Raw genomic sequence first — 15,365 nt, 5'->3', positions numbered from 1 at the left:
ATTTTCAGAGTGAGCATATGGCAGACAATGACGATAAACTAAAGAGTATTTACTCACAGAACTATAGTGATTTGCAGGTCGATAAGAAAGACAATCCCAATATAAAAGATAAGAAGAATAGCCCCAAAAGCTACAATGTAATAGTGCCTATTGCAATTGTAATACTACTTCTAATCGTGGGAATATATGCATTGTCTGCGTATTCAAAGCCTGCTGCAACCCCTAATACTAATAGTTTTGTATACAAGCAGCTTTCACAGAAAAACCTGCCTGCATCAAATATATATGCAATATCAAAGAACATATCGAGCACAATAAATGCAACGAATGAAATAAACGCATCTTATACTGGAAATCTAACGCTTGTAGCCAAATTGGGCAATTTTCCATATGACTTTGCACTGCCATTAAACGTATCTTTTAAAAAATACGGGAATGACAGCATTTTAAGTTTCGGAGTAAATACAAACTCACTTGGGGTCGGATTGCTAAGTGGAATTGTGTCTGGAAATGGGAACCTTGCATTTGCTTATGCAAAGATTAATGGGTCTGATTATTACTGCAGAAGGATAGAGGAAAACTTTACTGTCAACCAGTCATTTGTTGGAAAAGAGGTATGCACTAAGGTCAATTCTGTGTCAACCAACCCAATAAATTCTTCAATAACAAAGCAGTTTCTCGGAAACATAGACAACAAGATCCAATTTTACAACAACACTGTAAATATTTCCAAATGCAATAATATGCAGGGATATATTTTCACAACCAATTTCAAGCTTAAGAATATTTCAAACAGCAAGTTTGGGACGACCTTGGGTAATAGTTCTGTAATTACCGGATTGATGTCAACCTGCTTAGTACCATCAAAATCCGATATGCCCGCATTCATCAATCTGAATGCAACAATATTAGGAAGCAGCAAATCGCCTATCCTATCGCTGATAAATAATTTGTCTTTTGGAATTTTGCTGAACCTAAATGCGAGCAAGCTTTCAAATAACATGACCAAATCAGAAGTCGACAAGCTTCCTGGAGAGCTGGTGAATGCCTCGGAATTGAACATTGCCCCAAGCGCATATAACTCAAGCGACATGAATCTGAATATAAGCGTTCTATCACGCATAAATAATGGGACCAATAGCACTGCAGGCGATAACATAACGTTTGTAACCTCCGCATTAAGCCACAGGTATTACCTATCAAAGTACCTAAGCGGACAGGTTCAGATAGAATCAGCTTCAGGAAATAGCGGTTTTGTTCATGTCACCTTGACCGGAAGCAATGGAAAGGTGTACTTCTCAAATGGGACGAACAACTGGTGCATGGGTGACCCTGACATAAACACTATAAGCCTGCCTCCAATGCAGTATAACCTTACTATAAGCGTGGGAAGAGGAGGCGGCGAATGTGGGAATGCCGAGGTAGTGATAAGCAAGCAGTAATTTTTGCTTAAAAATTAGTAATTGTTATTTGATTTTTATTTGTCTGAACCTGCCGAACAAAGGATTAATCCTCTATATCCAGCCCTTGCCTAATTCTTTCCAATTCATATCCCGTTGTGGATTCCCCTGATATTACTCCATTGGAATTTGCGGTGGCAGCAAGGCCTACGCTCAAAGATCCAAAATTAGCTGTGCTCCTAACCGATTTGAAGCCGGTCATAGAGTCTATCATATCCTTCTCTTCGTCCGTGATATTGTTATTCACAACCAATCCCCGATTTGTAAGAAGGTTGTTGGCTCCCAAGGTCTTGAAGCTGCCTGTTGTTATCCTTGCAGTTTCGACATCAAACACATCCTCTATGATCCTTGCATTGCTTATGTTGTAATCCGGATTTATAAACGCAATCTTGTCATTCACAAGTATATTGTTGCCTAGTGCATTCATATCGGTGTCAAGCACGCCTATATTGATTCCCAAGCCCATGCTCTTTATAGCTTCTATCTCTATATCCGAAGTTGTGGCTGGAAATATAATCCCTTTGGAATTTGCCTTGGCGAAAATGCCTATGAGGTCGGAACCCATAATAGACGTCCTTATTGCCTTTACCCTTAGCACTTCCTCAACTTCGCTGACCTTTTTGTCAGGCACATCTCCTCCAATGAATGCATACTTATCAGTAGAGACTACAAATGCTCCTATGTAATCGCTCCCAACTATTGAATATTTAATTGCCGGCATGTTTTATACCTCCTTGTTCAAAAGGAGCTAGGAATAGTCACTCTTTGCTCTTGCTTTCCTTTTTAGAGTCCTTACTGCTTTCCTTAGGTTCCTTTTCCTTTGGCTTTTCAGCCTTCTTCTCATTTACTTTTTCTGCGGAAGGCTTCTTGTCTGCATTTTCCTTCTTCTTGCCCTCCTCAGCCGGCTTGCTACTGTCTGTTATAGTTGCTGTAAACGGTGATGCAGTAACTATGCCACTGCCATCGATATCAAGTTTCATCTTTACAGGCAGTGCAGTCTTTGAGTATACTTTGAATATTGCTTCATTAAGTTTTTTGTCTATTTTTACGTTCTCTATCTCAGTCCCTGTATAATGCGCTATCCTTTCGCGTATGTACCTGACAGCCCTGTTCCTGCGTTTACCTCTTGGCTGCCTATTTATATAGTTCCTGATATTAACAGTCAATAATCTATTTGCCATCCAAATCAACCTTGCTCCTTATCTTAGTGTGCCTCCAGTCCCTGGCGAACTTGTTGCTCTCAAGCCTTCTCTTTGTCCTTATAGTTGCCAATACTGGGATTCTCCTCTTCTGCTTTAGGAATTTTCCCAATCTTCTTTTCTTAGTAATATCCTTTTTAGACATACAAATCCCTTATTTTTATTTTATTTATGCTTTATGTTTATCTTTGGGTCTGGCCTGCTCGTAAGCCTCTCAAGCAGGCTTCTCAACTGTGAATCACTTATCCTGCCCTTTATTTGGTTTGCCTGGACCAGCTGGATTAGGAGGTTTGCGAACTGCATATAAAGGTCTCCATTCGAAGCCTTTATGTTCATCATTCTTTCATATGCATCTGGATCCAAAAGTTGTCTCATCAGCGACTTTATCTTCTCCTCTTCCTGTGCCTTTCTGTAAAGTTTCTCCATAGCCTTCTGGTAGTATCTGTTGTCATCCTGCCCTTGGTTCTCTTCAGGCATCTAATTCACTTCTTTATCTCTCCACTAAGCTTGTCCATGAATGAAGCTCCTTCGGGGGTTATAACCCTTCCTGCAGGGGTGTTCTTTACAAGTTTCGCTTTTTCAAGCTCCTGCAAAAGATCTCTTATTATGCTTCCACTGGCCCTTACGCTGTGTTTTCTGTGTACTGTATGGGATTTTGCATTTCCATACTTCGTCCTTAGCCTTGATACTCCTATAGGTCCGTTAATGTAAACCTGCCTAAGTATGGATGCAGCCCTGATATACCAGAAGTCAGGGTCCGATGGGGGCCTTTCCCTTCCGGCACCGCTCTTGACAAAATTAATGTAATCTGGCTTGCTTATCTTGTCCTTAAGTTTGGCTGAAGCTACTTTTACCAGTTCTCCCGGCTTAACATCATATAAATTCGTCATAATACCTCCTTAGAATAAAGTAAATATAAATATCTGTTTTCCATGTAAAATATTTAACTCTTTGTATAATATCCCTGCATATTATGAAGTTCAACTCTTAAATGCAGGTTCACTGAAAGCAAACACTAAAACTGGTTCCCTATCTAAATGGTTGGCCTGGCATCAAGAGGATATTATCATTTCCTTTATCTCATGAACTACATGCATGGATCGGGGGTCTTGGCAAAATCAAAAATAAAAAAGACAGGCCCTGATGGTACTGAAATAAACCTTCTCCCATATCACTGTAAGCGCTCTACCAATAAAAATAAAAAAATGGAAAACTCAATTCTCTGAATTCTTCCTGAATTCCGCATATTTCACTGCGGCCGCCATCACTTTTGCAGCCATTTCAGGCGAACTGTATACAGGTATTCCCGATTGTTCTATAATCTTCTTGTGCATTTCGGTGTAGCTGCCCCCTTCGCTTATCACAATCATTGGCTTTTTGCACACTGCCGCGTAATTGCCTATTGCTTGTGCAACCCTTGAGTCAGCCCCCGGAGTTTGGAACAACGCTATTATTGCGACTATATCTACGTTGTCATCGTTTACAACTGTTTTTATCGCTTCATTGAACCTTCCATAATCCGCGTCTCCGCCTATATCCAAAGGGGTCCTTATGTTGACTATTGGAGGCATGACTTTCCTTAGGTACTCCTTTGACGAATCCGTGAGGTCCGCCAGAGCAAGACCGTTTCTATAAATGGAATCGGTTGCCAATACTCCCGTTCCTCCTCCGTTTGTTATAAGCCCTACCCTGTTTCCAGTTGGCAATGGCTGCTTGTCAAACATCTTTGCCATGCCCATCATCTCGTCAAGGTCGTTTGACTGTATGAATCCCGCCTGCTCAAATATCGCTTCGTAGATCTGGTAATTCCCCGCCATAGATGCTGTATGCGAATGTGCTGCCTTTGACCCTGCAGCTGTTGCGCCACCCTTTGCTATTATTACAGGCTTCTTCTTTCCTATCCTCTTTGCCACATCTATGAAATCCTTGGACTTCTTAGCGCCCTCCAAGTAGACTATCAGGACGTTTGTGTCATCGTCATCAGCCAAGTAATTTAGGATATCGGTTTCATCTATCACAGAAGCATTTCCATAAGAGACGAATTTTGAAAGGCCTATGCTTTCTCCACCTATCAAGTCAAGTATTGTCCCTGCAACAGACCCACTCTGTGACACAAATCCAAGGCTTCCAGCTTCAGGCCTGTCAAACTTGTAGGAAGGCAGGAACAAAGTGTCTACTCCCGTCCTCAAATCCATAACTCCGACACAGTTCGGTCCAAGAACAGGAAGGTTGTATTTCTTTGCGGTGCTTACCAATTTCTCTTCAAGCTCTGAATTGCCTACTTCAGCATATCCAGCTGTGACAACCACAACGCTTTTCACCTTTGCCCTTCCGCATTCGTCCAATACATTAGGCGTAATAGGAGCAGGCACTGCTATCACTGCAGTGTCAACCTGTTCCGGAACGTCCAGTATGCTCTTGTAAGCTTTCAAGCCCAATATCGAATCCTCTTTTAAGTTTATCGGATAAAGCTTTCCCTTGTATTTCAGATCAAGATAATTCTTCAATATTGAATAACCTACCTTATCAGGATCGGGCGAAGCGCCTATTATCGCAACGCTCTTTGGATTCATCATAATACCTATGCTTTTAGACATCTCATTTTCCATATCACTCACCAAGTATAAATCTCAGGTCAACCGCATCATAAGTTCCATCATGCAATATTATTGGGTTAAGGTCAAGTTCGGAGATGTTTTGGTTTTCCATCAGCATCTTTGAGACGTTTATGATCAAACCCTTTACCATATCCCTTGACTCTTTGTCAGGCGCAATGATGTTCTTCGATTTCAACGAATCTATCATGCTGTAAGCATCATAATCCGTTAGGGGGCACACTCTAAGCGATACATCCTTAAAGGTTTCCACGTATATGCCTCCGAATCCAAGCAGCACCGCCTTGCCAAATTGAGGATCGGTATTCCCTCCTATGATTATCTCGGTGCCTCCTTTTATCATCTTTTGGGCAAGTATCTTGTAAGGCTTGAGCTCCTGTGCCTTGCTGTAAAGATCATCATAAGCGGCCTTTATATCTTCAGGCTTTGACAGATCAAGCTTTACCACACCACTCTTTGTCTTGTGCAAAGCCTTATCCGAAAGCACCTTCATCACTATCGGATCGCCGTTCGAAAAGCTTACCGCGTCATCTGCGCTTTCCACGTATTTCGATCCAACCACATTGATATTGTACTTTTTGAGCAGCTGCACTGCCTCCATGAAGTCCATCATTTTGTTGTTCTCTTCCATCATATCACACCTTTAACCTTAAGCACTACCACAATTATTATCAATATTACAACTACAGCTATGGCTACTGCAGGTTTTTTGCTCTTCTTGGTCAAATGCGATTTTAGTTCAGTCTCTATCTCTTCGTCATTAGACTGCAATTTTCCATTAATGCTCTTCAAATCATCCATCTCCTTTACTTCCTCCTTCCCTGTCCCAGGATTTGCAGTTGCTACGGGAGCGGAAACTCCGCTTGCATTAACTGCAGCTTGCGGGGTGGAGTTTGGAACTGAAGGCTGTTGTTCTTCTCTCTTAGGTACTTCTTCCGGCGCCTGAGCATTTTCAGCTTCCGCCACATATTTGGCTGAATCATCCTCCGGCTCAACCATTAATTCCCCTTCCTTCGCTTCCGGTGCCGGTTCACTGGAAGGTACATTATTCTTCTCTTCATTGCTTGCGGGAGGCTCTTTCTCCAAATTGAATCCTTTATCCGTCAAATTTATATTTACAACACCATTCCTGAAAGAGGCATCTGCATATCCATTCACCAAAAGCTTGTTTAAGTGCATGGCAAGGTCGGTCTGGCTTACGTTTATGGAATTGCTTACATCTGAAAGTTCCCTCTTCCCCGCGCCAAGCTGGTGTATTATCTCCATATCAAGATTGTCGATACTCTCTTTGCTTCTGATATCGGCATCGCCAAGCAGCTTGTTTCCAACATCGGTTATGCTTATCACATTCTGGCCCGGGGTATTAGTCCCGTAATCAACCAACCCTTTTATCTTAAGTGAGCCCAATATATTTGCAGCATCAAAAAACGATGAATTAATAGTCGACCCAAATTTTTCAACTATCGTATCAGCGGAAATTTTTTTCAAAGCCAAAAGATCAGAGAAATTGATTTCATCTACCATCAAAACACCTATATATACTATTTATGTAATGACAAACTATTTAATCCTAAATCAGAAAATCGTCAAAATCCCAAAGCTGCAATAGCAAAGTGAGGGGTTTTGCTGCATTATATAGAAAAATATAAATATTAAAGCAGCCAATTAATTATCAATGATGTCGATTGATTCAGATTCCGATTTTAGGAAATATCTTCATACTAGCAAAAACACCAAAAAAGAAGCTACTATTTTAAGGATAAACACCTATATGAAGGAGGATTTGGAAAAATTCTATAATTCTAGCGAAGAGCTTGTCGGATTGAATGAAAAGTTGATACATATTACAGGAGTCGATGACCCACTGGAATTGGTGAAATCAGAGATTATAAAAAAGAGTGAAGACTCAATCTATAATTCCTATGGAACTATAACCAATAAATTAAGATTTGATAACGATTATGGCAAAAGTGAATTAGTTAAAGATTTAAAAAATGCAAGGAGGAATACTTCAGAAGTCATATCAAAATTGGACCTATCAATTAATGAAGGGAACTCTAAATTATTATCTGTCCATCCTAAAGTAATGAGGAAAAAGCCAAAGGAGAAAACAAAGGACTACTCTATCTGGATGGGTTAATATGATTAAGGAAATCTTCTGATTCTGCTTTTGTGAAAATAATTAAAAAAATAATTTATTATAAAAATATATCACTTCAATAATTACCAATTTACAATCAATTATCATTATACATTTAATTAAAAACAAAGATGTGAACATGAATATAAGAATATTAGGAGCCGGACAAGAAGTCGGCAGATCTGCAATAATGATCGAAGGAGAAAAGAAGCTAATGCTTGATTATGGTGTAAAGCTGGAGAACAATGTTCCCGAGCTTCCTGTTGCCATGCCAAACGTGGATGGAATCGTATTGAGCCATGCCCATTTGGATCACAGCGGGGCTGTACCAACATACTATAGGAACAAAAGAGTGCCAACTTATGGTACCTCATCAACACTGTCTTTGATAGACCTGCTGCTTGAGGATACGATAAAAATAGCCAAAAAGGAGCATACAATGCCAATATTCTCAAAGAAAGATTTGGGAAAGATGTCAAACAACTACGTTAACCTCCCATACCACAGGAAAATAGATATCAACCCCTGGAAACTGAAGTTCTACGATGCAGGCCACATAAGCGGCAGCGCAATATCAGAGATAGAGAGGCCAAAGGCAAAGTCATACAACAAGATCGTATACACTGGAGATTTCAAGCTTCAGCCCCAGCTGCTTCATTACGGGGCAGAGATGGTAAAAAGCGATGTCTTGATAATAGAGTCTACATATGCCAATAGGGACCATCCAGACAGGGAGGAACTGATAAGCAAGTTTATAGCGGAGGTAAAGGAGACAATAGAAAGTGGCGGAACAGCATTGGTCCCTGCATTCGCAGTTGGAAGAGGGCAGGAGCTGCTCACGATGCTTTACAAGAACGGGCTTGCAGATGTGACATACGTAGATGGCATGATAAGGAAAGCAACACACCTTGTCACAGAAGGTGAAGAAAGGATAAAGGATGCTGCACTATTGGACAAGGCAATAGCGAAGTCAAGCTGGATAGAGGAAGCGAAGGACAGGAATGAGGCTCTTTCAACACCCTCTGTAATACTCACAACGGCAGGCATGCTCACAGGAGGTCCTGTATTAAATTATATACAGCACCTTAACAAGAAATCAAAGATATTCCTCACAGGATACCAGGTTGAAGGAACCAATGGAAGGATGCTTATAGACCAGAAGAAGATAATCCTTGACGGAGAGCTCAAAGACATATCAACGCCTGTATCCGTATATGATTTCTCAGCACACAGCGGCAAGACCGACCTTTACAATTATGTAAGGGAAAGCGCACCCAATGTAGTGGTCTGCGTGCATGGAAGCGAAGAGAATACAAAACTCTTTGCAGAGACATTGCGCGGTGAAGGATTTGAAGCGTATGCACCAAAAGTCGGAGATAAGATCGAATTGAAGGATTGAGAGATCCTTCAAAAAGAGAACTGCTTTTTGAGCGCTTCAAAATACAAAAGATAGCTATAAACTATTCAAGTGCCCTAAAATTATCAATAAAAATAAAAATCCTTCAAAATACAAATATGATATGGAATTTTTAGAAACTTATTCATTGTACTTAAATCTGATAAATAAAAAAACTGATGAAAAATTGGATTTATCCAAGCTAACTTTTATCGATCCTATGCTTATACTGCTGTTATTCGATTACTTAAGGAATAATGAATATATACCTCCTGATAATCCCCCCACTAGAAATTATATTGATATAATGATTAAAACTTACAATAAGCCCAATCCAAATAATAGATCTTATTTGCCTGTAACAAGTATAAACTAAGACTAAGAAAAAGAAAAAATTTGGATATTTGAAAACCTCCTTTTATCTAGATATAATATAATAAATAAAAATCTTATAAAATTCATAATTGGAGAATTAATAGATAACATTCTAGAACACTCAGAAGCAATCAATAACTACACTTTAGCACAATATTACAAGGGAGGGGTTTAGGGATATGTATTTACGATGACGGTATAGGGATACCAAATAAAATTAGGAGCAAATTTAATATATCCGAGGATTATGAGGCTATAAAAAGAGCGTTTGCCGGAGGATCAACAAAAGGAGGCAGTGATGGCGAGCGGGGTTATGGATTAAGTTCTCTTAAAAGGCTGACGGAAAATACTTCAGATAATAAATTAATCATAATTTCTGGAGCGGCCATCTATTATTTTTACGATAATCAACCCAAACTTTATAAACTAGAGGATAATTACAAAATAAAGGGCACATTTATAGGCCTTTTATTAAAAAGCAGAAGAGAGATTGATAAAATAAACCTCTACGATATTACAAGTTAAATCTAGGGTTAAAATCCTGTATTTCTACATAACCCTGTCCATCCGTTTTTTTATTGTTCAACGATTTAAACATTTTTTTCACGTTGTCTCCCATATTAATCTCTTTAACGTCCTTACTACAGTACTTTTTATCTATCCTATACTGTGATGCAAATGAGTGGGTAACCCCCTCTACATTTGAAAAGTCAACTATTATTTTGTCATCACTATTATTTTTTATAAAATCAAATAATTTATCAGCCGATAATCGGTAGGAGGGATAAGTAGATACAAATTCATACAATTTAATTGTTTTCATACAATAATATAAATCAATATAGATATTTACACTTTTATTTCAGTGGAATTTACCTCTATAAACAAAAGATAAAAGAAAACTTTTGCTGGATTACTCGATGTTCAAGGCAGACATCATGAATGGCAGCAGTATTGTGGCATCTCCATCAATTGTCATATACTGCGCCTTTTCGCGTATCTTACCCCATGAAACCGCTTCAGAAAGCCTTGCCCCAGAAAGGCTGCCATCGAATTGCGTTGCAGTTGTTATATAGACAGCGTAATCAAGCCCGTCCTTGAACTGATTCCACCATATAACATGGTGCTTGCTTATGCCTCCTCCTATCATAAGTGCCCCTGTTACACTATTGTCAAATGCGATATTGCTCAGCTCAAGTTCGTCTTTTAGCACATTTAGCTTGAAGTCATGATCCTGTGAAAACAGTGTCAGCTGCGTCCCGAATGCCCCGTCCACTATGCCGGGGTTGAATATTTTGACATTGTGCAGGTACGCCTGCCTCATGATCGATTTCTCATCTTTCATCCTCTTCCCAAATTCGTATATAAGTTCGCTGGGGCTGTACTCCTTCTTGTAATCTTTTGATGTGTAGATATCATTCATTATCTCGTTGAATGCATCTTCAACGCGCTGTCCATATTCCTCATTTTTTATGAATACATTACCTTCCCTGTAGATTCCGAGCTCATGCATCATTGCATCGTCAGTGTTGAAGGTACCAAGGGAGTATCTTCCTCCATAAGCTCTTGCCAAATCATGGTCAAGCGTACCTCCGGTTGTTATTATTGCATCGAAATGCTTTACCATGCTCACAAGGACACCTCTCAACCCAGTGGAGACCAAATCCGCAGGAAATGACAGGAACTTGTAGCACTTCTTGTCATTGAACATATTGGACAATATATGTATGCCGTTGACCATGTGCTGGGCCGAAAATCCTCCTATGTAATCCATCTGGCTTATCAGTTCGGAGACTTTCATGTCCTTCTTCAGCCTTATATCTTTTACTTCAATTTCCAGAAGCTGTTTAGCAATCTTGCTCCTATCCTTCTTATTTACTTCATATTTTACAGCATCCTCGCTGAGATTTTTCTTATTTACTCCTTTCATCTAAAACACCTTTACAACTGTTAAGCAATATCTCTAACAATAAACAGCTATATATAATAATGCCTAAGAATACTTTATCCAATCAATAATTTACAGCTTGTGTAAAATGCTAAAATTATAATAAATAATTATTCAATTATAATTACCAAATTGCAAGGTAACTGCATGGCATTAAAAGATTATATAAAATTGACAAGGGCAGAGCACAGCCTGATGCTCGCTATAGCAGTGGTAGCGGCAGAGCTGATAACCGCAGGGAAGCTGCCAAGCTGGCCTATATTCATAATTGCACTCATACCACCAATACTTATAGGAATGGCGTCATTTTCGATAAATGATTATTTTGATGTAAAGGTTGACAAGAAGAATGGCAAGCTGAAGAGGCCTCTAGTATCCGGGGCGATACTTCCAAAGGCTGCATTCAACCTCTCAATCGCACTTTTTGTGATAGGGGTTGCCTTCAGTGCCCTGATCAACATATACGCCTTCATAATATCTGTAATATTCGCGGTCCTTGCTTTCTTCTACAGCTACAGGCTTAAGGAGACATTGCTTATAGGAAACATATACATAGCGTTTGCAATGGCAATACCATTCATATACGGAAATTACATAATGTCAACGTCAATGAACCTGAACATCCTATTGATTACCCTCGTAATACTTTTGAGCGGAGTAGCCAGGGAGATACATGGAATGATAAGGGATAAAATTGGTGATATAAAGGAAAGGCACTCCAAGAACTTGGTATACTATATAGGAGGCAGGATGTCAGCGGTTGTCGCAAGTGCGCTTTATGTATCTGCAGTAGCGATAAGCATAGCGATGTTTTGGATTAAAAAGCCATTTTACATGAATATCGTCTATTTGATACCTATACTATGCGTAGACATAACACTAATGTATGTATCAGCAGTATACTTGAAAGAGAGGATATCCGAAAATGAGTTTACCAATACCCGCAATATAAGCCTTATAGCGATGAGTGCGGCAATATTGATATACCTGATAGCAGCAGTATTCCAAGTTTATGTATAAAATATAAAAATAAAATTTCAAAAAGATAAAGGCTTACAGCCCAAATTCGCTTGCATCATCCTCCTCTATTGCTATCCTTATTGCCCACTTTTTCAGGCTATCAACTACCTTTTTGATGCCCTCCTTGGTCTCTTCATCTACAAGCTTACCGTCTTTGACCTTTTCGCCAACTTCTGTTATAAACATCTGTGGGTTCTCCATCAGGTGTGCATTCATGAAAGCCAATATCCCTCTCAGATGGTACTGGACCAATGCGGTCCCAACGAACCTGCCTACGGTGGCGCCCAATACTGCCACAGGCTTTTCATCGAAAGAGTTTTTTCCATACGGCCTTGAAGCCCAGTCGATAGCATTCTTCAATGGACCTGGCACGGACCTGTTATATTCCGGAGTCACAATCAGCAGCGCATCCGCAGACTCTATATCGTGCTTCAGCCTCTTGACAGGCTCAGGCAGATTGTTATCAAGGTCCTGATTGTAAAGGGGTAGGTCCCCAATGTCCGCAAATTTGAATTTTACCCCTTCAACCCCTGATTCAGCCGCAGCATTTAGTATGACTCTATTATATGAATCTTTTCTAAGGCTTCCACATATCCCCAATATAACAATATCGCTGTTTTCCATATTTATTCCTCCTTAATAATTTTGCCCTGCTAATTAATAAAAATTCTTTTTGAAAACCTTACTTACAAAGGAGAACCTTTTACCTGAACACTTATTCGTAATCTTCACCTGTCCATCCTAAAACAGGAAAGAGAAAAAAATGCTTTACCATCAAATATAAATATATATCTATTGAATTATAAATTAACATTATTCCTTAAAGCTTTAAATTTAAAACGTGTTTTTATGAAAGATAAAGAGCTAAACAACAAACTAATAGCAGCTGTCAGAATAAGGGGGCGCGTAAACGTAAGAGGGGACATAACCGAAACTCTTGACAGGCTCAGGCTTAAAAGAGTAAACAACTGCGTTGTGATAAAGGTCAATGATTCCTATATGGGAATGATCAATAAGTGCAGCAGCTACATAGCTTATGGAGAGGTAAACGAAGAAGTTCTCTCAAAGTTATTGGAAAAAGGAGGCATAGAGATGAAGCCTTCGGATTTAGAAAAAGCAGAGGACAGCGATAAGCTTAAAGAGTCCCTCCCTATAAGGCTGCACCCGCCAAGGCACGGATTCAAGAGCACAAAGCTTGGATTCAAGCAGGGAGGTTCATTGGGGTACATGGGAGAGGAGATAAACGGCCTTATTTCAAGGATGATTTAAATGGTAGTTAGGAAGGAGAGAAGAAGTAGGAAATACTTTGGTTCTAGGCACTGGGGATTAGGCAACATAAAGAACGGTAGAGGTTCAGGAGATAGAGGAGGAGTAGGAAAGGGCGCTGTAAAGCCGAGATGGACCTGGACTACCGCAAAGCACCCTGAGCTGATAGGAAAGAGGGGTTTCCACCATTGGGGCCAGGAAGAGCATAAATGGATTGACCTATATGCGATTAACGGCATGCTAGAAAAAGAGAAAAAGGAAACATTGGATCTAAAAGGCTACAAGGTACTCAGCAGAGGGGAACTAAATTTTAAGGTAAAAATAAAGGCATCAGGATTTTCCAAGAAAGCAATGGAGAAGATCAAGGCTGCCGAAAGCACTGCTGAAGTAGTATAAATATTCAAATATTGCTGGTAACTGCATGTCAGAATCGCTGAAAATTGTCTTCTACACGGATTCATTTTTGCCGGCGGTTGACGGAGTAGTTACATCAATCCTCGCATTTAAGAAAGAGCTTGAGAACAGAGGAAACCAAGTGCACATAGTAGCCGTCGGGAATTCTGAGACCAGGAAATTGGTAAAGCACAATAAAGATATAACTATAGTCAGAGGCGTAAAGTTCAACAAATACCCCCAGTATATATTTTCCCTAACTCCTTTTACCGCTTCATTTAAAGTCCGAAAATTCAATCCTGACATACTGCACTTGCAGACTCCTTTTACCGTTGGATTGTACGGGCTAATGTCATCAAGGATCAACAATTATCCTGCCATTGGGTCTTTCCACACGCTCTTCAACAAAAAGGAGATAATAGAGGAGTACCTAACTTCAAATGAGCAGATGAAGAAATTCCTGATAAAATACTCATGGAAGTACCTAAAGTATTTCTACAACAAATGCGATGCCACCGTGGTGCCTAGCGAATCGATCAAAAAATACCTTGCCAACAGAAAGGTAAAGAACATCAATGTCATACCTAATGGGATAGACGTTGAAAGATTCAACCCTTCCAAATTCAGCAAGCCCCTTAGGAAAACGCTATTGGGCAAGCAGAATGATAATGCCAGTATAGTGCTTTATCTAGGAAGGCTCAGCCGTGAGAAAAATGTAGATGTTCTGATAAATGCTGCATCACAGCTGAAAGCCGAAAAAATAAAGTTTGTAATAGGAGGCACAGGGCCGCTCCTTAATAAATACAAGGAGATGGTTGCCAATAAGGGATTAGGAGAGAAATTCAAATTCGTCGGTTTCGTAAATGAAAAGGATTTGCCATCCTACTACGCAACCGCAGATGCGGTATGCTTGCCATCAACATTTGAGACGCAGGGGATAGTCTCATTGGAGGCTTTGGCAAGCGGCACACCCGTAGTCGGAGCTGATTACCTTGCTTTGAAGAACCTGATAGTGAACGGCAAGAACGGAGAGCTTTTCAAGCCTATGAGTGCCAAAGACTGTGCCATAAAAATAAAGAAAGTTATAAATAATAAATCATCATATAAAGAACCAGAGAGGACAGCAAAGGAGTATTCTATAGAGAAAATGACCGATAAATTATTAAATTTATATGTATCTACATTAAACAAGGAAAAGTAATCTATTATTTATAATTTGCTGTTTTAAAATGTTTGTCTAATTTAATACTCAAACTCAACATGATCATAAAGGCGATTGACTGAACGGAGAAAAGGAAGTTGCAGATACAAAGAAAAAGACAGAAGCGGTTGTTGATTCTTCTGAAGAATTATCAAAGGGGAAGAGCGTAAAAGCTGAGAAAGCTGAAAGTAGCAGCGAGAAGGCTGTCGATGGCAAAGGGCAGCAGCAAGAAGAGCAGGATAGCAGCAAGCCCGACCAGCCAAAGATAAAGTCTATAAACGACATAATAGAGGAGTCCAAGAATCCAGAAGCTCTTGCCATAAAAGAGAAGATAGACGCAGTCAAAAAGGAC

The 15,365-nt window shown here is 39.8% G+C and carries 19 protein-coding genes; 8 read left to right on the top strand and 11 right to left on the bottom strand.

The features are described 5' to 3' along the window. Positions 1 to 17 precede the first annotated feature (17 nt). Positions 18 to 1,442 (top strand): hypothetical protein, encoded by a 1,425-nt coding sequence (locus tag Mia14_RS04555; protein ID WP_088820504.1) that lies wholly within the window; start codon positions 18 to 20, stop codon positions 1,440 to 1,442. Positions 1,443 to 1,506: 64 nt separating this feature from the next. On the opposite strand, the gene Mia14_RS04550 is transcribed toward Mia14_RS04555, so the two are convergent. The 5 genes from Mia14_RS04550 to Mia14_RS04530 are packed head-to-tail and all read right to left on the bottom strand — an operon-like array spanning position 1,507 to position 3,549. Beyond that, positions 1,507 to 2,181 carry a translation initiation factor IF-6 gene (locus Mia14_RS04550; RefSeq protein ID WP_088820503.1) on the bottom strand — a complete coding sequence of 225 codons (675 nt, stop codon included), beginning with the start codon at positions 2,179 to 2,181 and terminating at the stop codon, positions 1,507 to 1,509. Positions 2,182 to 2,218: 37 nt separating this feature from the next. Then, positions 2,219 to 2,641: a hypothetical protein gene (locus Mia14_RS04545; protein WP_088820502.1), complete on the bottom strand. Its 423-nt coding sequence runs from the start codon at positions 2,639 to 2,641 to the stop codon at positions 2,219 to 2,221. Further along, entirely contained in the window at positions 2,631 to 2,804 is a 174-nt protein-coding gene (locus Mia14_RS04540) for a 50S ribosomal protein L39e (protein ID WP_088820501.1), read from the bottom strand. Before Mia14_RS04540 ends, Mia14_RS04545 begins: the two co-directional genes overlap by 11 nt. Positions 2,805 to 2,824: 20 nt before the next feature. After that, positions 2,825 to 3,136, bottom strand: coding sequence for a DNA-binding protein (locus Mia14_RS04535; RefSeq protein WP_088820500.1), 312 nt, complete (start codon positions 3,134 to 3,136; stop codon positions 2,825 to 2,827). Positions 3,137 to 3,141: 5 nt separating this feature from the next. Next, on the bottom strand, positions 3,142 to 3,549 hold the full coding sequence (locus Mia14_RS04530) for a 30S ribosomal protein S19e (protein ID WP_088820499.1): 408 nt from the start codon (positions 3,547 to 3,549) through the stop codon (positions 3,142 to 3,144). Positions 3,550 to 3,696: 147 nt separating this feature from the next. Here Mia14_RS04530 and Mia14_RS04525 point away from each other — a divergent pair, with 147 nt between their 5' ends. Beyond that, complete coding sequence (locus Mia14_RS04525) at positions 3,697 to 3,885, top strand: hypothetical protein (protein ID WP_088820498.1); 189 nt, start codon at positions 3,697 to 3,699, stop codon at positions 3,883 to 3,885. Here the strand turns inward: Mia14_RS04525 and Mia14_RS04520 are convergent. Genes Mia14_RS04520 through Mia14_RS04510 form a run of 3 tightly spaced genes read right to left on the bottom strand, consistent with a single transcriptional unit; the run spans position 3,874 to position 6,798 of the window. Then, a complete protein-coding gene (locus Mia14_RS04520; RefSeq protein ID WP_088820497.1) occupies positions 3,874 to 5,268 on the bottom strand; it encodes an acetate--CoA ligase family protein in 1,395 nt (464 codons plus the stop codon). The genes Mia14_RS04525 and Mia14_RS04520 overlap by 12 nt on opposite strands. A 1-nt stretch (position 5,269) precedes the next feature. Further along, positions 5,270 to 5,908 (bottom strand): acetate--CoA ligase family protein, encoded by a 639-nt coding sequence (locus Mia14_RS04515; protein ID WP_088820496.1) that lies wholly within the window; start codon positions 5,906 to 5,908, stop codon positions 5,270 to 5,272. Beyond that, positions 5,905 to 6,798: a prolipoprotein diacylglyceryl transferase gene (locus Mia14_RS04510; RefSeq protein ID WP_088820495.1), complete on the bottom strand. Its 894-nt coding sequence runs from the start codon at positions 6,796 to 6,798 to the stop codon at positions 5,905 to 5,907. The genes Mia14_RS04515 and Mia14_RS04510 overlap by 4 nt, the downstream gene beginning before the upstream one ends. Before the next feature lie 151 nt (positions 6,799 to 6,949). Between Mia14_RS04510 and Mia14_RS04505 the strand changes: the two genes are divergently transcribed. Together Mia14_RS04505 and Mia14_RS04500 are read left to right on the top strand one after the other, a co-directional pair. Further along, a complete protein-coding gene (locus tag Mia14_RS04505; RefSeq protein WP_124216923.1) occupies positions 6,950 to 7,414 on the top strand; it encodes a hypothetical protein in 465 nt (154 codons plus the stop codon). Between the two features lie 139 nt (positions 7,415 to 7,553). Next, the gene (locus Mia14_RS04500; protein ID WP_088820493.1) at positions 7,554 to 8,813 is read left to right on the top strand and encodes an MBL fold metallo-hydrolase; all 1,260 of its coding nucleotides are present in this window, start codon (positions 7,554 to 7,556) and stop codon (positions 8,811 to 8,813) included. Between the two features lie 886 nt (positions 8,814 to 9,699). Here the strand turns inward: Mia14_RS04500 and Mia14_RS04490 are convergent. Beyond that, on the bottom strand, positions 9,700 to 10,008 hold the full coding sequence (locus tag Mia14_RS04490; RefSeq protein ID WP_088820491.1) for an STAS-like domain-containing protein: 309 nt from the start codon (positions 10,006 to 10,008) through the stop codon (positions 9,700 to 9,702). A gap of 90 nt (positions 10,009 to 10,098) precedes the next feature. After that, entirely contained in the window at positions 10,099 to 11,115 is a 1,017-nt protein-coding gene (locus tag Mia14_RS04485) for a deoxyhypusine synthase (protein WP_088820490.1), read from the bottom strand. Between the two features lie 165 nt (positions 11,116 to 11,280). Between Mia14_RS04485 and Mia14_RS04480 the strand changes: the two genes are divergently transcribed. Further along, positions 11,281 to 12,153 carry a UbiA family prenyltransferase gene (locus tag Mia14_RS04480; RefSeq protein ID WP_088820489.1) on the top strand — a complete coding sequence of 291 codons (873 nt, stop codon included), beginning with the start codon at positions 11,281 to 11,283 and terminating at the stop codon, positions 12,151 to 12,153. 33 nt (positions 12,154 to 12,186) lie between these two features. On the opposite strand, the gene Mia14_RS04475 is transcribed toward Mia14_RS04480, so the two are convergent. Next, a complete protein-coding gene (locus Mia14_RS04475) occupies positions 12,187 to 12,777 on the bottom strand; it encodes an NADPH-dependent FMN reductase (protein ID WP_088820488.1) in 591 nt (196 codons plus the stop codon). A gap of 225 nt (positions 12,778 to 13,002) precedes the next feature. On the opposite strand from Mia14_RS04475, the gene Mia14_RS04470 reads away from it, so the two are divergent. From Mia14_RS04470 to Mia14_RS04460, 3 genes are read left to right on the top strand one after another with little or no spacing between them, the layout of a single operon-like run. Continuing rightward, positions 13,003 to 13,422, top strand: a complete 420-nt coding sequence (locus Mia14_RS04470; protein ID WP_088820487.1) for an uL30 family ribosomal protein — start codon at positions 13,003 to 13,005, stop codon at positions 13,420 to 13,422. Next, a complete protein-coding gene (locus Mia14_RS04465; protein ID WP_088820486.1) occupies positions 13,423 to 13,815 on the top strand; it encodes an uL15m family ribosomal protein in 393 nt (130 codons plus the stop codon). It abuts the gene before it with no gap. Between the two features lie 25 nt (positions 13,816 to 13,840). After that, complete coding sequence (locus Mia14_RS04460; protein WP_088820485.1) at positions 13,841 to 15,013, top strand: glycosyltransferase; 1,173 nt, start codon at positions 13,841 to 13,843, stop codon at positions 15,011 to 15,013. Positions 15,014 to 15,365 lie beyond the last annotated feature (352 nt).

This window comes from Candidatus Mancarchaeum acidiphilum (assembly GCF_002214165.1).
Lineage (GTDB): Archaea > Micrarchaeota > Micrarchaeia > Micrarchaeales > Micrarchaeaceae > Mancarchaeum > Mancarchaeum acidiphilum.
The sequence above is the reverse complement of the archived record's forward strand: the minus strand, read 5'-3'. Positions and strand labels throughout refer to the sequence as shown.

Excerpts from the sequence above, each read along its gene's own strand:
- Mia14_RS04540 (WP_088820501.1), bottom strand. The coding sequence starts at position 2,804 with ATGTCTAAAAAGGATATTACTAAGAAAAGAAGATTGGGAAAATTCCTA.
- Mia14_RS04480 (WP_088820489.1), top strand. The coding sequence starts at position 11,281 with ATGGCATTAAAAGATTATATAAAATTGACAAGGGCAGAGCACAGCCTG.
- Mia14_RS04500 (WP_088820493.1), top strand. The coding sequence starts at position 7,554 with ATGAATATAAGAATATTAGGAGCCGGACAAGAAGTCGGCAGATCTGCA.
- Mia14_RS04460 (WP_088820485.1), top strand. The coding sequence starts at position 13,841 with ATGTCAGAATCGCTGAAAATTGTCTTCTACACGGATTCATTTTTGCCG.
- Mia14_RS04465 (WP_088820486.1), top strand. The coding sequence starts at position 13,423 with ATGGTAGTTAGGAAGGAGAGAAGAAGTAGGAAATACTTTGGTTCTAGG.
- Mia14_RS04470 (WP_088820487.1), top strand. The coding sequence starts at position 13,003 with ATGAAAGATAAAGAGCTAAACAACAAACTAATAGCAGCTGTCAGAATA.
- Mia14_RS04510 (WP_088820495.1), bottom strand. The coding sequence starts at position 6,798 with ATGGTAGATGAAATCAATTTCTCTGATCTTTTGGCTTTGAAAAAAATT.
- Mia14_RS04555 (WP_088820504.1), top strand. The coding sequence starts at position 18 with ATGGCAGACAATGACGATAAACTAAAGAGTATTTACTCACAGAACTAT.
- Mia14_RS04545 (WP_088820502.1), bottom strand. The coding sequence starts at position 2,641 with ATGGCAAATAGATTATTGACTGTTAATATCAGGAACTATATAAATAGG.
- Mia14_RS04550 (WP_088820503.1), bottom strand. The coding sequence starts at position 2,181 with ATGCCGGCAATTAAATATTCAATAGTTGGGAGCGATTACATAGGAGCA.
- Mia14_RS04530 (WP_088820499.1), bottom strand. The coding sequence starts at position 3,549 with ATGACGAATTTATATGATGTTAAGCCGGGAGAACTGGTAAAAGTAGCT.
- Mia14_RS04535 (WP_088820500.1), bottom strand. The coding sequence starts at position 3,136 with ATGCCTGAAGAGAACCAAGGGCAGGATGACAACAGATACTACCAGAAG.
- Mia14_RS04505 (WP_124216923.1), top strand. The coding sequence starts at position 6,950 with ATGATGTCGATTGATTCAGATTCCGATTTTAGGAAATATCTTCATACT.
- Mia14_RS04525 (WP_088820498.1), top strand. The coding sequence starts at position 3,697 with ATGGTTGGCCTGGCATCAAGAGGATATTATCATTTCCTTTATCTCATG.
- Mia14_RS04490 (WP_088820491.1), bottom strand. The coding sequence starts at position 10,008 with ATGAAAACAATTAAATTGTATGAATTTGTATCTACTTATCCCTCCTAC.
- Mia14_RS04475 (WP_088820488.1), bottom strand. The coding sequence starts at position 12,777 with ATGGAAAACAGCGATATTGTTATATTGGGGATATGTGGAAGCCTTAGA.
- Mia14_RS04515 (WP_088820496.1), bottom strand. The coding sequence starts at position 5,908 with ATGATGGAAGAGAACAACAAAATGATGGACTTCATGGAGGCAGTGCAG.
- Mia14_RS04520 (WP_088820497.1), bottom strand. The coding sequence starts at position 5,268 with ATGGAAAATGAGATGTCTAAAAGCATAGGTATTATGATGAATCCAAAG.
- Mia14_RS04485 (WP_088820490.1), bottom strand. The coding sequence starts at position 11,115 with ATGAAAGGAGTAAATAAGAAAAATCTCAGCGAGGATGCTGTAAAATAT.